Genomic DNA, 20,201 nt, shown 5'->3' on the forward strand with positions numbered 1-20,201 from the left:
CTAACCTTTAAATTTTAATTTCGGCTAAAGTAATAAAATTGCTTTATTTAAGACGGTAAATAGATGAACAAAATCTGAATTTTTAAAGAATCATAATTTAGTTTAGATTTTCATCGAGATTTCTTTTTTCAATCTCAAAAAAATAAAGTTTCCTTCGCTATTATTAGCAATGAACCACTTATTTTTGGCAACACAAAATAGTTTGACCATGAAAAAAAACATACTTATTCTTGCTGCGCTTGTTTTAGCGGTTGCTTGTCAGAAAAAGAAAGATGAACCAGCTAAGCCTGAAGCTAAGTTTGCTTCTTTCGGCAGTAAAATTACACCCGATCAAGCAATCACCAAAGAAGCACTTTTGGCGCAATATGCTACTTTGAAAGAAGGCGATACGGTTCCGGTGAAATTTTCTTCAACCATCAATGATGTTTGTCAAAAAAAAGGATGCTGGATGAACGTTGCTCTATCAAACGACCAGGAAACTTTTGTCAAGTTTAAAGATTACGGTTTTTTTATGCCCCTCAACGCAAAAGGCAGTGAAGTAGTTGTGAACGGAAAAGCTTTTTTAAGTATTGTGAGCGTTGATGAATTGAAGCATTATGCTAAAGATGCCGGAAAATCACAAGCTTCAATTGACAGTATTACACAACCCGAAAAATCATTTGGTTTTATTGCCGACGGTGTTTTAATAAAAGAATAATGAGACATTTTTTGAGTTTAATTGTTTTGGCCATTTTGATTTCATGTCAGAAAAAAGCAGAAGAAAAATCTTGTCCGATTGAGCAAAAAAAAGAAAGTAAGTTCAAGATGTACGAGATGTCTGAAATGTCTTTGCTCATGGAACAGATGTTTGCCGACAATATGCGTTTAAAAACCCGTATTATGTCTGGTGAAGCGGTGGGAAAGTTTCCGGAGCATTTCAATAAGATTCACCAAGCACAAATGACAGATCCTGGCGAAAACGACGATTTTTTTCAAGAACAGGCTGATGCTTATTTAACCGCGCAACATTTGATTTACGACGATTCGGCTCAGGCCAAAAAACATTTTAATGCCGGAGTTGACGCTTGTATTCAATGCCACGAAGCAAAATGTACCGGTCCGATTGATCGCATTAAAAAGTTGTACATTCCATAATAATGCGTCGAGAGATTCATACAACAGCTGATGGTTCGACAACGATTCATTTACCGGATTGGGATGAAAACTATCATTCAAAACACGGAGCAATACAAGAAGCCCGACATGTTTTTATCCAAAACGGATTAGCTCTGTTTAAAAATCAGCCGATTAAAATATTAGAAATAGGTTTCGGCACCGGACTCAATGCCCTTACTACTTTAGTTGAAGCACCAAAATATGATTTGTACGTTGATTATGTTGGCGTTGAGGCTTATCCGATTTCAACTTCAGAGATTCAATCGATGAACTATGCAAAAGCACTAGGAGTAGACAATCGTTTTTTTGATCAATTACATGAACTTTCTTGGGAGAATAAGCATCAGGTTTCAACTTGTTTTGCATTCACCAAGCGTCTTCAGTATTTTGTTGATATAAGCGATGATTCAGCTTTTGATTTAATATATTTTGATGCTTTTGGTTACAGAGTGCAACCTGAGCTTTGGTCTGAAAATATTTTTAAAATTATGTTCAGGGCACTTAAGCCCGGAGGTATTTTGGTCACCTATGCTGCTCGGTGTATCATAAAAAAGAATATGATGTCAGCAGGCTTTATAGTCTCAAAATTGCCTGGACCGCCTGGTAAACGTGAGATGTTTAGAGCGCTTAAACAGGTATAATTTTTTTTGCCAATTAACGTTTCTTTAGATAAAGCTCATCTTTTTTGAGAGTATTTTTATTTTCAAATCAAATTATAGGTTATGAAAAGAGACATGTTTACCTTTACTAAGAATGTTCTTGAACACGTAAGCTTTGATCCTTCACTATTCTGTAAAGAATTAGAAAAAGCCATTAGAATTTTACTTCCGTATGAAATTGAGCAACTTACTGAATGGTTGCTTCAATACACTTCTGAAAAGCCTGAACTCAGGCAATGTTTGATTTATGTAAATAAATAATTTGTAAGATTTTACTTTTTTTATTTTTAAAAAAGTGTATTTCGTCGATTTTTAACGTATTTAAACGTATAAAAATTTTGTAATTAAAATCCTTTTGATTTACATTTACAACAAGAGAACCCCTAAATCTTACCATTATGCCTAGAATGATTTACGACTACACGAAATCGGTGCTCGAGCGAGTGAGCTTCGACCCAGTGCTTTTTTGTAAAGAATTACGAAAAGCTTTAAAAAACTTATTGCCTTATGAATTAGAGCAATTGAGGAAATGGTTGCAAAATTACACTACCGAAAAGCCTGAACTGAGGCAGTATATAAGTATCGTCAATTGATTATTCATACTTAAGAGGGAGCTGAAAGGCTCCCTATTTTTTTGTTACCGGACTGATGATTTCTACATTCTGAAATACAATTGCGCCTTTAACAACTCCAGCAATGGTTGCGCGCAACGCATCAATAATTTGAATTTTCAACTCGGTTTTCGGGTAAATCAAACTGACTTCACGGGCCGGTTTGGGCTCGATAAAGTGTTTGAGTTTACTTCGGTCTTTTTCGTTGATATCCATGGTGTGAAGGTAAGGCAGTAAGGTAATCCCTAAACCTTCATCGGCAAGTTTGATGAGGGTTTCAAAACTCCCGCTTTCTATTTGAAAATGATTGTGTTCATTGCGGTTGATATTTTTACACAAATTCAAAATTCCGTCTCTAAAACAATGTCCATCCTGAAGCAAAAGAATTTCATCCAAATTTAAATCAGCTACTTCAAGTTCTGTTTTTTGATAATGTTGATGTGAAGTTGGAACATAAGCCATAAAAGGTTCAAAATACAAAACTACTTCTTTGATTTTTTCTTCCATCAGCGGTGTTGCTGCGATGGCTGCATCTAAATGCCCGTTTTTGAGTTTATCAATGATTTCACCTGTATTGAGTTCTTCAATAATTAACTTGACTTTTGGGTATTTTTTGATGAAAGCATTAAGGAACATTGGTAGTAAAGTTGGCATGATAGTGGGAATAATTCCCAATCTAAACTCGCCGCCAATAAAGCCTTTTTCTTGTTCAACTATATCTTGCATTCTGTTGGCTTCGTTGACAATATTCTTGGCTTGACTAACTATTTTTTGGCCTATTTCTGTAAGTTGAATGGGTTTTTTACTACGATCAAAAATGATAATATTGAGTTCTTCCTCCACTTTTTGAATTTGCATACTCAGCGTTGGTTGGGTAACAAAACACTTTTCGGCGGCCAATGTAAAATTTCGGTATTCGGCTACTGCCAAAACATATTGAAGTTGGGTAATGGTCATAAAAAATAGTCTAATGTGATGCAAAGATAAAAACGATTGGTTTAATCTATATCCAAAAGAATATGAATTTAAATTAATCCATTTATTGTTAATTTTTCTATAAAGTTAAAATCATGATTAGGCTAACTAGTTTCAACTAGTATTTTTGCTTTGTGAAATGGATTGTTCAACTTTTTCTGATTTTGTTTGTTGCTTTTCTTGCAATGCCTACTATTGTATGCCTGATTGAAAAGAAAACAGACACTTCATATTTTTACAGTATGTCAGAAGAAGAGCAAGCTGATAAAGATATCAAGGCCGATTTAAACGTTGATTTAACTATTGTTTTGTTCAACTTTCCTGCGCGTATTTCAAAGATTATTACTTCGCCTCAATGTGCTAAGCTCTATAAGTCACCTTCAACAATTTTTATCCCTCCTCCTGAATTTATTTAATATACTGTTGTACAAAATTTCTCTTGCAGAAATAAAATTTATATTAAATATTTAAAGGGATTATGACTAAAAAAATCAATCTTTTAGCACATCTCAAGTCTGATTTTGCAGCAGGTTTGGTGGTGTTTTTAGTGGCCTTGCCACTGTGTTTGGGTATTGCTATGGCCTCTGGAGCACCATTGTTTTCAGGAATTATAGCTGGAATTGTTGGCGGAATAGTGGTGGGTTATTTTAGTACATCGCACTTAAGCGTTACAGGTCCAGCTGCCGGACTTACCGCTATTGTACTTACCGCTGTGACCGATTTAGGCGCTTTCAATATTTTTTTGACCGCCGTTTTCATCGCAGGATTAATCCAACTTTTATTGGGTTTTTTAAAAGCAGGAACACTGTCCAATTACATTCCAACTAACGTGATTGAAGGAATGCTTGCCGGAATCGGAATCATCATCATTCTAAAACAATTACCTCATGCTGTTGGTTATGATGCCGATTTTGAAGGTGATGAAGCATTTTTGCAGGCTGATGGGAGTAATACTTTTTCTTCGTTATTTGGATTACTTAACTATGTTCAGTTGGGTTCGATTCTTATTTCAGTGATTTCTTTAACCATATTAATTTCGTGGGATAAACTACCTGCACTCAAAAAAATCAAAGCAATCCCAGGAGCTTTAGTAGCTGTTTTATTGGGCGTTATTTTGAATGAATGGTTTACGATAAGCGGTAGCTCGTTAATGATACAAAAACAACATTTGGTGAGTTTACCGGTGCCACAATCAATAGATGAATTTCAAAATATTTTTCTGTTTCCCGATTTTTCTTCAATAACTAACGTAAAAGTCTGGACAGTAGGTCTTACCATTGCGGTAGTAGCCTCTATTGAAACCTTGTTGTGCATTGAGGCTGCCGATAGGATGGATGCCCAAAAGCGATATACTGACACGAATGTCGAACTCAAAGCTCAAGGCATCGGAAATATCGCAAGTTCATTGTTGGGCGGATTGCCTATGACTTCTGTTGTGGTAAGAACTTCTGCCAACAACAACGCCGGAGCCAAAACAAAGATGTCGGCCATTATTCATGGTGTTTTGTTGCTACTTTGTGTTCTTGCAATCCCAACATTGCTTAACAAAATTCCGCTGGCAACTTTGGCTTCAATTCTTTTGATGGTGGGTTATAAACTTGCTAAACCAGAAACTTTCAAACATTTTTGGGATCGCGGAAAATATCAGTTTGTTCCATTTATTGCTACCCTGCTGGCTGTTGTATTGACTGATTTACTCAAAGGTGTTGCTTTGGGGCTTGTTATAAGCATCATTTTCGTGTTAAAAGGCAACTTAAAAAGAGCATATAGTTTCAGAAAAGAAGCCTATGCTGACGGCGATATTATTCATATTGATCTGGCACAAGAAGTTTCGTTTTTGAACAAAGCCGCCATCAAGTCTACACTTAATGATTTGCCAGAAAATGCACGTGTGGTCATCAATGCAGAAGATACTGTCTATATTGCCCACGATGTACTTGATTTAATCAAAGAATTCAAGAAAAACAGAGCTAAAGAATACAATATAAAAGTCAAGTTAGTCGGATTTAAAAAAGCGTATGATTTGACCAATACCGGAGACGAAGAAAAACACGTTTTTGTAGAAAAAAATCCAAACAAACTATAAAAAAATTCAAAAATGAAAACACTTAATAAAGAGTTACAAGCATCAATTACTCCGAGAAAAGCTCTTGAAATTTTAAGAGAAGGCAACAACAGATTCATCAATAACCTAAAAGCACACCGCGATTTGCTCGAACAAGTCAACGAAACGCGCGATGGTCAATGGCCTTTTGCCACCATTTTGAGTTGTATTGACAGCCGAACATCAGCCGAACTTATTTTTGATCAAGGTTTGGGCGATGTTTTTTCGGTGCGCATTGCCGGAAACATTGTCAATACCGATATTTTGGGTAGTATGGAATTTGCCTGTAAAGTAGCAGGATCAAAACTCATTGTCGTTTTAGGGCACAGCAAATGCGGAGCCGTTAAAGGCGCCTGTGATCATGTTGAAATGGGCAATTTAACCGAGTTGTTGTCAAAGATTCAACCAGCAGTTTATCAAGAAACCAATACAACCTCTGACAGAAATGCTTCGAATTCTGTTTTTGTAGAAAACGTAGCACAAATCAACGTCAAGCGCAGTGTTAAAAACATCATTGAGCGCAGCAATGTACTCGAGCAAATGTTGCAAAACGGACAAATCGGAATTGTTGGCGCCATGCACAATATTGAAACCGGCGAAGTAATGTTTTATGACGATGTTACTTTTATTAAAGATGAATTGAACCCCAATTTTTCACTTGAAAATTTGCAATAACAACCCATTATTACCAACAGCTCAGAGCATTTTTGACTATATTTGAAAAGTTCTGCGCAACATTACTACTATGAGTGATTTTTATAAAAAGATACTAGACAACAACAAACAATGGGTAGAGCAATCATTGGCTCTTGATCCGAATTACTTCGAGCATTTAGCCCAAGGGCAAACGCCGCCACTTTTGTGGATTGGATGTTCTGACAGCCGCGTTCCGGCCAATGAAATTATTGGAGCTAAGCCCGGCGAAGTGTTCGTACACCGCAACATCGCCAATATGGTGGTACATTCAGATATGAACATGCTCAGCGTACTCGATTATGCCGTGAGTGTACTCAAAGTAAAACATGTAATTGTCTGCGGACATTATGGTTGTGGCGGTATCAAAGCAGCGATGGGCAACCAATCAATTGGTCTTATTGACAATTGGATTCGCCATATTAAAGATGTGTATCGATTGCATCATACATACCTTGATTCGATTATTAATGAAGAAGATCGATTCAACGCCTTTGTTGAGCTCAACGTTAAAGAGCAAGTGTATGATTTAGCCAAAACATCCATCGTACAAGAAGCTTGGAAAAAGGGTCAAAATGTAACGTTGCATGGTTGGGTTTACGGATTAAACTCAGGTTATGTGACTGATTTAAACGTGAACATCAGTTCAGAGAAAGATTTAGATTTGGTTTATCAGCTTAAATTCTAAAACAGCAAGCCGCTTGAAAGAGCGGTTTTTTTATTCGTTATCTTCTAGATTTTCATTAAAAGATGAAGGTAATAGCTGCGGAATAAACTTGATCAAAATCGGCAACAACAAACTCCCGCCGGGTATTAAGAAAATAGTCAATGACGGCACCGATTTGCAAATATCCAGCAACTGTTTTTTGATTTTCTTTTTTTCGTCTTTATTTAAATCACGCTTTGTAGAATGCGCCAAAAGCACCATGAGTTCTTTGCTTTGCGAGATTTCTTTTGACAAGCGTTTTTGGTTGCGTTTGATGAGCGTGACCACCAATTGCGTCGTCTGATCATAAAAATGCTTAACCGGATTTGAATAATTAAAGTAAGCAATTTCACTTTTGTATTTTGAAATAAAGGCATCGGTTTCACCAATACTTTGGGTAACAAAATCATCCGGGACCTTCATTAGTGAAGCCAGCGTGTGCAAGAAATACGCTTCTTCATTTTCAATTTGTCCATCGCTCCAAAGCGCCAATCCGGCCATGTCAATCAGGTAATACTTCTCGAGCGTGTTTTGGTAGTAATCAAGTTCAAGCGCCTCAAGATTCTGAATGTTCACTTTTGAAAATTTGGTATAGCGCACTGAGGCTTCAAAGAGTTTGATGAGTAAATCATCGTGTGCCGATTTGTTGGTTTTGGTGCGCAATGAAAATGTCACAATACTTACGATGGTATCTTCGATTTTATGAAGGTATTTTTCCGGAATTTTTCCTTCAATTAAATAATGCTGAAAAGCCAGTAAATCTACAAACAGCAGTGCATTGGTTACAATATGTGAAAAGTTTTTGCTGATGATGTTGTCGTTGGTCTGAACGCGCTCATCAATCAAATCTTCAAGGGCAGCAGCGGTAGGAGAGGTAGGGAAAACTTTTTTAATCAGATTAAAATTTGAAGCATTCATCTGATTGTAAAATAAAACCGTTTGTTTTACAAAATCATCGGCTTTGGCTGTCATGGTATGCAATCGATAGGTCTCAAATAAGCCATGCAACAGCGCGAGTTTTGAAATTTCATCACTAAGCCAACCCGAAGTGTCTACTTGAATATCTGAACCAAATGAAACAATATGTCCGTAGATAAATCCGGTTTTTCGAATGTTTAAATAAAAAGCTTCTGTATCAGGCACAGGTTGGCTATGAGCCGCTTTGAACTCAATAAAAAACTTGTCAATCCAGCCGTGTACCGATGGGTTAATCATCATTTAATAATTTCAGCACAAAGCTAATTTATTTTGCCGAGTTCATGTGTGCACAGCTTTAATTTAACGTCAAGAATCATCCGCGCGTTTTGATGTTTTGTACACACAAACGAACAATTTCATCAATGCGAATCTTTCGGGTTTCTTTGCGTTTGGCCTGGTTAAGCCAATACAAATAACTTTTGCGATAGGTTTTGCTCAAGTTGTGATAATAATTGGCCGCCAATGGATTTTGATCAAAAGCCGTTTGTAAATCATCGGGTACTTTTAAATCTTCAACATGATCCAAGCTTTGCCATGAACCGTTTTGTTTGGCGATTTCTATCGCTTTTAAACCGCTCGCATGCATGAGCCCGTCTTTGAGTAACTGCTCAATATAGTTTTTGTTGACTTTGCTCCAAACGCTTTTGGGTTTGCGCGGTGTAAAAACTTGTTTGCGTCTTTGATCATCCAGTTTGCGCACCGTTGAATCAATCCAACCGTAGCAAATGGCTACCTGAACGGCTTCTTCCCAACGCATACTGGGCATTTCACTCTCTACTTTGTAAAAAATTAGTTCAACACCGCTGTATGCCGCATGATGTTCATGCAACCAATCACGCCATTGTTGGGCATTTTCAAAATAGAGTAGTGGTTTTTCGCTCAAAATGTTTTATTTGATAATAGCCGAGCAAGCTAAGCGAGCGCCCGCATTTCCGGTGGGTTGCGAAGTAAAATCGTCGCTGCCTTCGTGTACAATCAAACCTTTGCCCAAAATGTCTTTGGTTGGATCGCCACAACCTATACACCATTCATTGGTTTTAAGCGTGATGCTTCCGTTGCCGTTGGCATCAGCCGTAAAATTGCCAATGTCGCCTTTGTGGTATTCGCCCACGCCCCATTTTCCGTGTTTTTTAAAGGTCGGATTCCAATGTCCGCCTGCCGAAGACGCATCTGCTGCTGAACAATCTGATTTTTCATGGATGTGAATGGCGTGCGCACCCGGTTTTAATCCAGACAAGTTGGCTGTAAAAGTTACCTCTCCTTTTTTTTCAATAAAAGTAGCCGTTCCAGTGACTGAGCTTTTGCTTTTAGATTCAAACGTAAGGGTTAGTTTTTGGCTGTTTGCTGACGAACTGCCCGATTTACATCCGATAATCATCGCCAACAAAACAACTGCGGATAAGCCTATTTTTTTCATGATTTTCTGTGTTGATTTTTCGTTTAAATGTACGCATTAAACTCATTTGAAATCTATTTTTAACGCTGGGTTATTTAGACGATTTTTCGCCTACAAAAACATCATTCGGCGATTTGAACAACACATTAAAAGTGGTCAAACTTCCGTAGATGCGCGTGATGTATTGCTGTAATTCAACCTTTTCAATTTCTTCAAGATTGCTGGCATTGATTTTTTGTTCCATTACCCGCAGACGATCGCGCAGCATGACAATTTTGTGAAAAAACGTATCCACCGGAACTTCTTTTGAAGCCAATCCGGCTTTTCCGGGCTCAAGAATCATTTTCCCGCCTTTCCATTTATCGTCAATGGCTACAGGCTCTCCGAGGCCATTCCATTTTTTTAAGATTGATAAAAGGCTTTGTTCTACATCGTAAAAACTTACGGTGTCAACATCGTTTTCGGCGGCGTCAATCACTTGAAACTCGCTGTCAATTTCTATCGTTTCTAATCCGTTTTCAATAAAAGTAACCCAATATTCTTTGGATGAAACATTGGTAATTACGCCTTTTCCGTATTCGGGGTGTTCAATTCTTGATCCGATTCCTAATATTTTCATGGTGATAATTTTTGTCGAAAATAATAGATTTTCACCAATAAAAAAGCCGGAATGAATCCGGCTTACCAACAAATTAATTAACTAAAATTAAACTAAAAACAATATTGATTTTCTGCCACTAATTTTGCAGTAATAGTCTCGCGTAAACCAACAATATTAGGCATGTTGGTATATTTGGTAAATCGGCGCAAGCCCATGAGCATTATGCGTTGTTCGTCACCTTCAGCAAATGAAATCACACTTTCTTTTCCTTTTTGGGTAACAATGTCCACGGCTTTGTATAAATACAATTTGGCCATGGCGATTTGTTCTTTGACGGCTTGTTCACCTTGTTTTTTGGCCATTTTTTCGGTGCGAAGAATCGTACTCTCAGCCATGTAAATTTCAATGAGCATATCAGCGGCAGCGGTCAATAATTGCTGATGTGAGTCGAGCTCAGGGCCGTATTTTTGTGCCGCTGCACCGGCTACCATTAAAAACGCTTTTTTGAGTTTGCCAATCATTTCTTTTTCTTCTGAAAACAACTCAGAATAATCCGGAATGTCAAACGACGGAATACCCATCAATTCTTCTTGAACTTTCATTGCCGGGCCCAATAAATCAACGTGGCCTTTCATGGCTTTTTTAACCAACATGCCTACAGATAGCATACGGTTGATTTCGTTGGTTCCTTCGTAAATTCGAGCAATACGAGCGTCTCTCCAAGCGCTTTCCATTGGGGTGTCTTCAGAAAAGCCCATGCCTCCGTAGATTTGAATTCCTTCGTCGGCACAATTTTGAACATCTTCAGAAACCGCTACTTTTAAAATTGAACACTCAATAGCAAATTCTTCAACGCCTTTGAGTTCGGCTTCTTGATGTGAAGCGCCTTCAGCTTCGCGCAATTTGATGCGGGTTTCAATGTCTTTGGCTGCGCGATAAGTAGCGCTTTCTCCGGCATAAGCCGAAGTGGCCATTTCAGCCAATTTGTAGCGTATGGCCCCGAAACTCGAAATCGGCGTATTGAATTGCATGCGTTCGTTGGCATAATGAATCGCGTTGGTCGTGACTCTGCGTTGGGCATCTAAACAAGCCGCGGCCAATTTGATTCGGCCAACATTCAAAGCATTCATGGCTATTTTAAAACCTTCACCACGACCGGCCAGCATGTTATGAACCGGCACTTTGGTTTCGTTAAAAAACACTTGTCGGGTAGACGAGGCGCGAATGCCTAATTTGTGTTCTTCTTCGCCCAAGGTGATTCCATTAGTAGCATCGTTTTCTACAATAAATCCGGTGATGTTTTTATCGTCTTCAATGCGCGCAAAAACAATAAATAGCGAACAAAATCCGGCATTGGAAATCCACATTTTTTGACCGGTGATTTTATAATGCGTTCCGTCATCAGAAAGTACGGCTTTGGTTTTTCCGGAATTGGCATCTGAACCAGCACCCGGCTCGGTCAAACAATAGGCGCCAAACCATTCGCCTGAAGCCAATTTAGGCACATATTTTTGTTTTTGTTCTTCGGTTCCGTATAAGGTAATGGGCATGGTTCCGATTCCGGTGTGTGCGCCAAACGCCGTTGAGAATGATCCGGTGGCACCCGAAATGTAGTCGCAAACCAAGCAAGTATCCACAAAGCCCATACCCATTCCACCATAAGCTTCGGGCACGGCCACACTCAGAAAGCCCATTTCTGCTGCTTTTTTCATGCACTCTTCGGTAAACGAAAAATCTTTGCTTTCAAATTTGCTTTTGTTGGGCCAGATTTCTTTGTCGACAAATTCTTTGACCGAATCGCGCATCATGATTTGTTCTTCTGAAAAATCTTCTGGCGTGAAGATGTTTTCGCATTTGGTTTCTTTAACCAAAAATTGTCCGCCACGTGTTATATCTTCCATATTAATCTATTTTAAATGTTGCATTCTAAATGCTAAATTTTTAGTTTGAAAATCAGATGTTTCATTTTTTGAATGTTTTTCATTCATCATTTAACATTCAAAATTTATAATAATTCATAAATGCCCGCTGCTCCTTGTCCGGTGCCAACGCACATCGAAACGATTCCATATTTGCTGCCACGTTGTTTCATTTCATCAAAAAGTTGAACCGATAATTTAGCTCCGGTGCAACCCAGCGGATGTCCTAAGGCAATGGCGCCTCCGTTGACATTTACGATTTCAGGGTTGATGTCTAGTTCACGAATCACGGCCAACGATTGTGAGGCAAAGGCTTCGTTGAGTTCAATCAAGTCAATATCTTTTAATTGTAAACCGGCTTGTTGCAAGGCTTTCGGAATGGCTTTGACCGGGCCGATGCCCATAATGCGCGGCTCAACACCGGCAGCGGCATAACTCACCATGCGCGCGATGGGTTGCAAGTTGAGTTCTTTGACCATGGCTTCGCTCATAATCATCACAAAAGCAGCGCCGTCACTCATTTGCGAGGCATTTCCTGCGGTAACACTTCCGTCAGCGGCAAAAACCGGACGCAGTTTGGCCAATGCTTCTAAATTAGTATCGGCACGCGGGCCTTCGTCTTGGGCAACTGTGTAATTTTTGGTTTCTTTTTTTCCTGCTTCGTTGATGAAGGTATGTTCAACGGTTATGGGAACAATTTGGTTGGTAAAACGACCACCTTGTTGCGCTTTGATGGCTTTTTGATGCGAGGCAAACGCAAACGCATCTTGGTCTTCACGCGATACGTTGAATTGTTTGGCAACAGCTTCAGCGGTGAGCCCCATGCCCCAGTAATAATCTTCATGGCCTGAAGCGGCTACTTGGTAATCAGGAGTGGGTTTGTATCCGCCCATCGGGATATAACTCATGCTTTCGGCGCCACCGGCAATAATGCAATCGGCCATACCGCTTTGAATTTTAGCCACGGCCATACTGATGGTTTCAACTCCCGAAGCGCAATATCGATTGACTGTTACCCCCGGAACATCGGTTACTTTTAATCCCATTAAAGAAATTAAACGACCCATGTTTAATCCTTGTTCGGCCTCGGGCATGGCATTTCCGACCATCACATCATCAATACGTGATCGATCAAATTCGGGCAATTGCTGCATCATATATTCAATGGTTTCAGCGGCCAATTCATCCGGACGTTTGAATCTGAATAAACCTTTGGGCGCTTTACCTACTGCGGTGCGGTATCCTTTAACTATATAGGCTGTTTTCATAATTTTAGTTTCTTAGTGGTTTTCCTTTGGTCAACATAAATTGAATGCGCTCTAAGGTTTTGCGTTCGGTGCACAAACTCAAGAAAGCCTCACGTTCAATATCCAACAAGTATTGTTCTGAAACCAAAGTAGGTTCTGATAAGTCTCCGCCGGCCATCACATAAGCCAGTTTGTTGGCAATTTTGCGGTCGTGCTCAGAGATGTATTGCCCGGCAACCATTTGATCGGTTCCTACTAAGAACATACCCAACGCTTGTTTGCCTAATACTTTGATGTCTTTGCGTTCAACGGGTTGTGTATAACCTTGTTCAGCCATTTGCAAAGCGATTTGCTTGGCAGTAGCAATTTGTCGATCGCGGTTGACTACCACAATGTCTTTTCCTTTTTGAAGAATACCCAAATCAAAGGCTTCGTAGGCTGAGGTTGCTACTTTGGCCATGCCGATGGTTAAAAAGTATTCTTGAAGCACATTGAGTTCTACATCGTTTTTGCGGAATAAATCAGCAGCGCGAACCGTCATTTCTTTAGAGCCGCCGCCGCCCGGAATCACGCCGACACCAAATTCAACCAAACCAATGTAGGTTTCTGCTGCAGCCACAACGCGATCGGCATGCATCGTCATTTCGCATCCGCCGCCTAAAGTCATTCCGTGTGGTGCCACTACAACCGGAATAGATGAATAACGACAACGCATCATTGTGTTTTGGAACATTCTGATGGCCATGTTGAGCTCATCGTATTCTTGTTCAACGGCCATCATGAAAATCATACCGATGTTGGCTCCGACCGAGAAGTTGGCGCCTTGATTGCCGATGACCAAACCGTGGTATTCTTTTTCGGCTAGGTCGATGGCTTTGTTGATTCCGGTGAGTACGCCGCCGCCGATGGTATTCATTTTTGAATGGAATTCTAAGTTTAAAATACCATCGCCCAAATGGAACAAGCTGCAATCGCTGTTGCCCCAAACTTTTTGGGTTTCGCGAATGTTGTCTAAAATAATAAAGCTGTCTTGTCCCGGTTTTTTGGTATAAGATTTTGAAGCAATATCATAAAAATAGGTTGCGCCATTTTTGACGCTGTAAAATGATGTGATTCCACTGGAAATCATGTCTGTAACCCATGAAGCAGGAGCGTAGCCTTCGTTTTTCATGAGGTCGATGGCTTTTTCAACACCAATGGCATCCCAGATTTCAAATGGTCCGTTTTCCCATCCGAAGCCTGCTTTCATGGCATCGTCAATTTTGTATAATTCGTCTGAAATTTCAGGAATTCGGTTAGAGACATAAGTAAACATTGCTGCAAAATTTTTGCGGTAGAATTCACCGGCTTTGTCTTTTCCTTTGACCAAAACTTTAAAACGATCAATAGGTTTGTCAATGGTTTTGGTGAGTTCTAAAGTGGCAAATGAGGCTTTTTTGTTGGGGCGATATTCCATCGTATTCAAATCTAACGACAGGATATCTTTATCTACTTTTTTGTAAAAACCTTGTTTGGTTTTGCTGCCCAGCCACTGATTATTCATCATTTTTTGGATGAATTCCGGAAGCTGGAACAAATCGTGCGCTTCATCGTTCGGGCAGTTTTCATATAGACCGTTGGCCACATGCACGAGTGTGTCTAATCCAACCACATCAACGGTTCTGAACGTCGCTGATTTAGGTCGGCCAATTACCGGACCTGTGAGTTTATCGACTTCTTCAATGGTTAATCCCATTTCTTTAACTTGATGAAACAAGCTCATGATACCGAAAATACCAATGCGGTTCCCGATAAACGCCGGCGTATCTTTGGCCACGACCGAAGTTTTACCTAAGAATTTTGAACCGTAATCAAATAAAAAGTCTATGACTGTTGGGTCTGTTTTGGGCCCGGGAATGATTTCAAATAATTTTAAATAGCGCGCCGGATTGAAAAAATGGGTTCCGCAGAAGTGTTTTTGAAAGTCTTCACTGCGGCCTTCGCTCATAAACTGAATGGGAATTCCGGAGGTGTTTGAGGTCACCAAGGTTCCGGACTTGCGGTATTGGTCAATTTGTTCAAAGACTATTTTTTTGATGTCTAATCGTTCTACAACCACTTCTATGATCCAATCATACTTGGCAATTTTAGGCATATCATCTGTAGTGTTTCCCGTAGTAATTCGTGAAGCAAACTTCTGGCTGTAAATAGGTGATGGATTAGATTTTAGTGCGTTGGCCAAATGTTCATTGACAATTCGGTTGCGCACAACTTTGCTCTCTAAAGTCAGGCCTTTCTTTTCTTCAACAGGAGTTAGAGCATTGGGCACAATATCCAATAATAAAACTTCCAAACCGATGTTGGCAAAATGACAAGCGATACCTGATCCCATAATTCCAGAACCAACTACGGCCACTTTTTTGATGGTGCGTTTCATATTATTCGTTGTTGTTAAATATTTTTTTCTCTTGAATCAATTCATTGATGATTTCAGTAACCTCCATAAAGTGTTGGAGTTTTTCTTCTGAAATCTGAGCTTTGATGGTTTCATTAAATTTGAGTACCGTGTTTTTTGAAAGCTCTCTTTTTTCTTTACCAAAATCTGTAAGAAAAATCAAAACACCACGTCCGTCATCAGGATTTTTTTGACGATAAATCAACCCTTTTTCTTCCATTGATTTTAAGGTTCTGGTGAGGCTTGTTGCTTCCATTCCCATTTTTGGTCCCAAGGTTGTTGATGGCGTTCCGGCTTCTTTATCTAAACTCAATAATGCAAATCCTGTTGCAATGGTTGCATCATACTTAGCAGCTTCTTCATTGTACATACGAGATACTGCTTGCCAAGTGGCTCTTAAAGCATAATCTATAGTTTTGTCTTTCATAGAATGAAATCTAGCGTTTCAAAGATATAAATAAATATTATGCATGCATACTAAATATTAAAAAAAAATATGCGTGCATAGTAATTTTAACGTTTTGTAGTTTTCGAGTCATCAAAGACTGAGTACTTCATTGTTTCGTTATTTTCTTACTTTTTATAAAAAAGTTGTTGATAACCGCTTGACTTATGAGCATTGTTGAACAAAAGTTAATGCTGGGGAAGCTCATTTGATATATTTGGCTCGGAAAAAAATTGGGCGAATTATTTTAATAACCAAACCCAATCAAACAATGAATCAAGAAGAAAATCTCTTTTTTAAGATGATTTACGAAGTCTCCGATTATGCAATCATCATGCTCGATTCGGAAGGTAACGTAATGAATTGGAACATCGGTGCACAACGAATAAAGGGCTACACCGCTGATGAAATTGTAGGTAAAAGCTTTAAGAATTTTTATACAGAAAATGATAAAGCCGAAGGCAAACCTGAAGAATTACTTCAAATTGCTAAAAATCATGGTACAGCCAGAGACGAAGGCTGGAGAAAGAAAAAAGACGGGAGTTTTTTCTGGGGCAGTATTACGATCACCGCCATCCACGATGATCAAGGAGCAATTACTGGCTTTAGTAAGGTTACCCGTGATTTGACTGAACGGAAAAATGCCGAAAATGAACTCATTGAGCACTCAAAAGAACTTGAGAAGAAAAATCGTGAGTTAGAACAATTTGCGTATATCGCATCGCATGATTTACAAGAACCACTGCGAACAATTACTTGTTTGCATGAATTGTTAAGAGCAAAATTCATTGATACACTCGATGAAAATACAATTCAAGTTTTGGATTACATCAACGAAGCGACACAACGCATGCGTTCACTAATTCACGGATTGTTAGATTACTCGCGTATTGGCAAAGAAAGTCAATGGGTTGATGTTGATGTGAACAAACTCATTAAAGATGTTCAAATTGATTTGAAGATTCTTATTGAAGATGCACAAGCTGAGATCACCATTGATAATTTACCGGTTATCTCGGCATTTGAAATTGAAATTCGTCAAATGTTTACCAATTTGATTACCAATGCCATCAAGTTTAGAGCTGCTGGACAAAAGCCCATCATCCATATTTCCGGAAACGAAAAAAAAGGGGTGTGGACTTTCTCGGTACAAGACAACGGAATTGGTATTCCCAAAGCTTTTCATGAAAAAATCTTCGTTATTTTTCAACGACTTCACTCGCGTGAAACCTATGAAGGAACCGGAATTGGTTTGGCGCATTGCCACAAAATTGCCCAATTACACAAAGGTGATATTTGGGTTGAATCAGAAGAAGGAAAAGGAAGCACCTTTTATTTTAGTGTAGATACCCAAAAAATTAAAGCAGAATAAACCATGAGTACAAAACCAAAATTAGACTGTATATTATTGGTTGACGATGACAGCGCAACTAATTTTATCAACGAAATCACCATCCGCAAAGCCGGTATTAAATCACATATTCAAATATGTAACAGCGCACAAAAAGCATTGGATTTTTTAAGCTGTTCTGGTGAATTCAGCCACGTAAGTAGTCCGCCACAACCCGGAATGATTTTGTTAGACATCAATATGCCCGGCATGAGCGGTTGGGATTTTTTAGAACATTATGAAAACATTCCGAACAATCAAAAAGCCAAAATGATTGTAGTGATGCTCACAACCAGTATGAATCCGGATGATCGCAAACGAAGCGAAGGGAATGAAAATATCAAATCTTTTATTCCTAAACCATTAGCACAAGATCATTTAATTCAAATTATTGAAGAAAATTTTGATCATTCAATGTAAGATTGAAAACAAAAAATCCCTCATTTAAGTTGAGGGATTTTTTTTTAGTTTATACTGCCTGCTTTTTACTGAGCGCCCCAATGGTTAAGGCTACTGCAGCGCCCACTCCGGCGCCCATTAGGATGCAAATAGCTACATCCATAGCCATCATCTGAAAGTTCGGGTTTGCTTCCATTGATGAGCGAAAGAAGTTTTCCATCAGGCCGGTAAACACGCCAATTCCTGCTCCGACTTTTGCTCCACCCGCCAATGCATTGAGTGTTGTGAGTGCATTATAGATGTAGGACATCAAAAATCCGAAGCTCATACATCCGGCAAAAATGAAGCTTAAGTTGGGATCGCCTCCGCCAAAATAATCGCGAAATAAGATTCCGTAGAACAGCCAGCCCAATAAAAAGTCAGCAATACCGCCGATTATTCCGGCTAAAATAAAGTTCTTTACATTCATAACAGTTTGGTTTTAATTGGTTTACTTAAAGTTAATTCTCTTTAAGTAGAAAATTTAACAGTTGTTGAGCAATTATAAACAATTATGAACAAACTAATATGACTTGTTTTACTGATTGGATCCGTAGATTTGTTGATAAAGTGATTTGTATTTTTCCATCACCACTTTGCGTTTGAGTTTTAAAGTGGGCGTAAGATGGCCACCGTCAATGGACCAAACATCAGGTGTGAGTTCAAAGCGTTTGATTTTTTCCCAACTGCCGAATTTTTCATTGAGTGTTTCCACTTCTTCAGCAATACGAGCAATTACTTTTGCGTTGGAGATGATTTCCTGATTAGAACTTCTGAGTTCAATATGATGAATTTTTGCCCATTCCTTAACAAACTCAAAATTAGGCTGAATAAACGCTGCCGGCATTTTCTCACCTTCGCCAATCACCATAATTTGCTCAATAAAGCGCGATTGTTTCATGGCATTTTCAATCAGTTGTGGTGCGATGTATTTTCCGCCGGATGTTTTGAACATTTCTTTTTTGCGATCGGTAATACGCAAGAAACCTTGAGCGTCAAATTCGCCGATATCGCCGGTATGAAAATATCCATTTTGAATGGTTTCGGCTGTTTTTTCAGGATCTTTATAATAGCCCATCATCACGTTCGGGCCTTTGCATAGAATCTCTCCGTCTTGTGCAATTTTAACTTCAACATTGTTGATCGGAATTCCAACGGAACCAATTTTGAAGCCTTTGTTTCTTTCACAATTGACCGAAATAACCGGTGAAGTTTCGGTAAGTCCGTAGCCTTCCATCACAGGTAAACCTGCCGCCGCAAATACGCGAATGAGCCTGTGTTGCAGGGCTGCGCTTCCGGAAACCATCACGTTGAGGTTGCCGCCCAAACCTTCTTTCCATTTGCTGAAAATGAGTTTGCGTGCAATTTTGAGCTGAAATTCATACCAAAATCCGTTGGCTCCGTAAGGTTCGTATTTGAGTCCGAGTTCAATGGCCCAGAAGAATAATTTTCTTTTGATTCCGGTGAGCTCGGCACCTTTAGCATAAATTTTATCGTAGACTTTTTCAAGCAACCTTGGAACTACTGAAAACACGGTTGGTTTGACTTCTTTGATATTGTCAGAAAGTTTGTCAATAGATTCGGCAAAGTAAATGGATACCGAATAATACTGATAGATATACAAAATCATCCGCTCAAAAATGTGGCAAATCGGCAAGAAACTCAATGCTACACTCGAGCCTTCTTCAAACGGAATGCGCGGTGAGCTGTCAATGACATTTGAGACGATGTTTTGGTGTGAAAGCATCACGCCTTTGGGCTGCCCGGTGGTGCCCGAAGTATAAATAATCGTTGCTAAATCAGTGGTTTTAACTTGATCTTTTCTAGCTTCAACTTCAGTTTGGTTTGAAGCGTCTTGGCCCAATTCGAGTAATTCTTTCCAGTTTTTACAACCTTCAATTTCATCAAATGAATATACTTCAACCAACGATGGTACTTGCGCACGAATCAGGTTGACTTTTCGCAAAACTTCTGCGTCTGATACAAAGCAAAATCTTGACTCAGAATGATTAAAAATGTACTGATAATCTTCTTCAGAAATGGTCGGATAAATCGGAACGTTTTGCGCGCCCAATTGCAACACGCCAATATCCATGATGTTCCACTCGGTACGGTTGTTTGAGCTAATCACCGCAATTTTATCATCCACCTGAACGCCTAAACGCAACAAAGCCCTTGAAATCGCATTGGCTTTGTCGATGTATTCTTGCGTTGAAGTGGCTATCCATTGACCGTTGTATTTGGTCACCAATGCATTGGGCATGTTGTTTTTGGATAGCTGATGATAAGGAAAATCAAATAATCGAGTAATATGGGTCATTTTGGGTGGTTGTTAGGCATTGCAAATTAAAGAATAAATAATTACGCTACAATTTTTTGTTATTTTCTAGCCAATTGCATCCAATCGAGCACGACTGTTTTTATCTTTGCGGCAGATTTATATTCTAATC

At 39.1% G+C, this 20,201-nt stretch carries 22 protein-coding genes; 11 read left to right on the plus strand and 11 right to left on the minus strand.

The features are described from left to right. Positions 1–208 precede the first annotated feature (208 nt). The 5 genes from KIH23_RS12265 (at position 209) to KIH23_RS13775 (ending at position 2,407) form a co-directional block, all read left to right on the plus strand. Positions 209–697: a DUF4920 domain-containing protein gene (locus KIH23_RS12265; RefSeq protein ID WP_213213792.1), complete on the plus strand. Its 489-nt coding sequence runs from the start codon at positions 209–211 to the stop codon at positions 695–697. Next, positions 697–1,134 (plus strand): hypothetical protein, encoded by a 438-nt coding sequence (locus KIH23_RS12270; RefSeq protein WP_213213793.1) that lies wholly within the window; start codon positions 697–699, stop codon positions 1,132–1,134. Before KIH23_RS12265 ends, KIH23_RS12270 begins: the two co-directional genes overlap by 1 nt. A gap of 2 nt (positions 1,135–1,136) precedes the next feature. Further along, the gene (gene mnmD, locus KIH23_RS12275) at positions 1,137–1,796 is read left to right on the plus strand and encodes a tRNA (5-methylaminomethyl-2-thiouridine)(34)-methyltransferase MnmD (protein WP_213213794.1); all 660 of its coding nucleotides are present in this window, start codon (positions 1,137–1,139) and stop codon (positions 1,794–1,796) included. An 81-nt stretch (positions 1,797–1,877) separates the two neighbouring features. Then, on the plus strand, positions 1,878–2,075 hold the full coding sequence (locus KIH23_RS12280; RefSeq protein ID WP_213213795.1) for a hypothetical protein: 198 nt from the start codon (positions 1,878–1,880) through the stop codon (positions 2,073–2,075). A gap of 137 nt (positions 2,076–2,212) precedes the next feature. Continuing rightward, positions 2,213–2,407, plus strand: a complete 195-nt coding sequence (locus KIH23_RS13775; RefSeq protein WP_249684915.1) for a hypothetical protein — start codon at positions 2,213–2,215, stop codon at positions 2,405–2,407. 33 nt (positions 2,408–2,440) lie between these two features. Here KIH23_RS13775 and KIH23_RS12285 read toward each other — a convergent pair whose 3' ends face one another. Next, on the minus strand, positions 2,441–3,382 hold the full coding sequence (locus tag KIH23_RS12285; protein WP_213213796.1) for a hydrogen peroxide-inducible genes activator: 942 nt from the start codon (positions 3,380–3,382) through the stop codon (positions 2,441–2,443). A 152-nt stretch (positions 3,383–3,534) separates the two neighbouring features. On the opposite strand from KIH23_RS12285, the gene KIH23_RS12290 reads away from it, so the two are divergent. The 4 genes from KIH23_RS12290 (at position 3,535) to can (ending at position 6,885) form a co-directional block, all read left to right on the plus strand. Next, positions 3,535–3,816, plus strand: coding sequence for a hypothetical protein (locus KIH23_RS12290; protein WP_213213797.1), 282 nt, complete (start codon positions 3,535–3,537; stop codon positions 3,814–3,816). A 62-nt stretch (positions 3,817–3,878) separates the two neighbouring features. Then, entirely contained in the window at positions 3,879–5,486 is a 1,608-nt protein-coding gene (locus KIH23_RS12295; RefSeq protein ID WP_213213798.1) for a SulP family inorganic anion transporter, read from the plus strand. Positions 5,487–5,498: 12 nt separating this feature from the next. Then, positions 5,499–6,179: a carbonic anhydrase family protein gene (locus KIH23_RS12300; RefSeq protein WP_213213799.1), complete on the plus strand. Its 681-nt coding sequence runs from the start codon at positions 5,499–5,501 to the stop codon at positions 6,177–6,179. Between the two features lie 70 nt (positions 6,180–6,249). Next, positions 6,250–6,885, plus strand: coding sequence for a carbonate dehydratase (gene can, locus KIH23_RS12305; RefSeq protein ID WP_213213800.1), 636 nt, complete (start codon positions 6,250–6,252; stop codon positions 6,883–6,885). A gap of 30 nt (positions 6,886–6,915) precedes the next feature. On the opposite strand, the gene KIH23_RS12310 is transcribed toward can, so the two are convergent. The 8 genes from KIH23_RS12310 to KIH23_RS12345 all read right to left on the minus strand — a co-directional run bounded on the left by KIH23_RS12310 (position 6,916) and on the right by KIH23_RS12345 (position 15,905). Continuing rightward, positions 6,916–8,118, minus strand: coding sequence for an LETM1-related biofilm-associated protein (locus tag KIH23_RS12310; protein WP_213213843.1), 1,203 nt, complete (start codon positions 8,116–8,118; stop codon positions 6,916–6,918). Positions 8,119–8,194: 76 nt separating this feature from the next. Further along, positions 8,195–8,764 carry a YdeI/OmpD-associated family protein gene (locus KIH23_RS12315; protein WP_213213801.1) on the minus strand — a complete coding sequence of 190 codons (570 nt, stop codon included), beginning with the start codon at positions 8,762–8,764 and terminating at the stop codon, positions 8,195–8,197. A 6-nt stretch (positions 8,765–8,770) separates the two neighbouring features. Next, positions 8,771–9,298: a superoxide dismutase family protein gene (locus KIH23_RS12320; RefSeq protein WP_213213802.1), complete on the minus strand. Its 528-nt coding sequence runs from the start codon at positions 9,296–9,298 to the stop codon at positions 8,771–8,773. Between the two features lie 70 nt (positions 9,299–9,368). Further along, a complete protein-coding gene (locus KIH23_RS12325) occupies positions 9,369–9,896 on the minus strand; it encodes a hypothetical protein (RefSeq protein WP_213213803.1) in 528 nt (175 codons plus the stop codon). A gap of 92 nt (positions 9,897–9,988) precedes the next feature. After that, positions 9,989–11,779 (minus strand): acyl-CoA dehydrogenase family protein, encoded by a 1,791-nt coding sequence (locus tag KIH23_RS12330; RefSeq protein WP_213213804.1) that lies wholly within the window; start codon positions 11,777–11,779, stop codon positions 9,989–9,991. 104 nt (positions 11,780–11,883) lie between these two features. After that, on the minus strand, positions 11,884–13,065 hold the full coding sequence (locus KIH23_RS12335) for an acetyl-CoA C-acyltransferase (RefSeq protein ID WP_213213805.1): 1,182 nt from the start codon (positions 13,063–13,065) through the stop codon (positions 11,884–11,886). Positions 13,066–13,069: 4 nt separating this feature from the next. Continuing rightward, positions 13,070–15,460, minus strand: a complete 2,391-nt coding sequence (locus KIH23_RS12340; protein WP_213213806.1) for a 3-hydroxyacyl-CoA dehydrogenase/enoyl-CoA hydratase family protein — start codon at positions 15,458–15,460, stop codon at positions 13,070–13,072. 1 nt (position 15,461) lies between these two features. After that, complete coding sequence (locus KIH23_RS12345) at positions 15,462–15,905, minus strand: MarR family winged helix-turn-helix transcriptional regulator (protein ID WP_213213807.1); 444 nt, start codon at positions 15,903–15,905, stop codon at positions 15,462–15,464. A 289-nt stretch (positions 15,906–16,194) separates the two neighbouring features. Between KIH23_RS12345 and KIH23_RS12350 the strand changes: the two genes are divergently transcribed. Then, positions 16,195–17,295, plus strand: a complete 1,101-nt coding sequence (locus KIH23_RS12350) for an ATP-binding protein (RefSeq protein WP_213213808.1) — start codon at positions 16,195–16,197, stop codon at positions 17,293–17,295. Between the two features lie 3 nt (positions 17,296–17,298). Next, positions 17,299–17,733 (plus strand): response regulator, encoded by a 435-nt coding sequence (locus tag KIH23_RS12355; protein WP_213213809.1) that lies wholly within the window; start codon positions 17,299–17,301, stop codon positions 17,731–17,733. Between the two features lie 49 nt (positions 17,734–17,782). Here the strand turns inward: KIH23_RS12355 and KIH23_RS12360 are convergent, their stop codons facing one another. Together KIH23_RS12360 and KIH23_RS12365 are read right to left on the minus strand one after the other, a co-directional pair. Further along, entirely contained in the window at positions 17,783–18,181 is a 399-nt protein-coding gene (locus KIH23_RS12360) for a hypothetical protein (protein WP_213213810.1), read from the minus strand. Positions 18,182–18,289: 108 nt separating this feature from the next. Beyond that, positions 18,290–20,071, minus strand: coding sequence for an AMP-dependent synthetase/ligase (locus KIH23_RS12365; protein WP_213213811.1), 1,782 nt, complete (start codon positions 20,069–20,071; stop codon positions 18,290–18,292). Between the last annotated feature and the right edge of the window lie 130 nt (positions 20,072–20,201).

It is taken from the genome of Flavobacterium sp. CYK-55 (assembly GCF_018413465.1).
In the GTDB taxonomy this organism is placed as follows: domain Bacteria; phylum Bacteroidota; class Bacteroidia; order Flavobacteriales; family Flavobacteriaceae; genus Flavobacterium.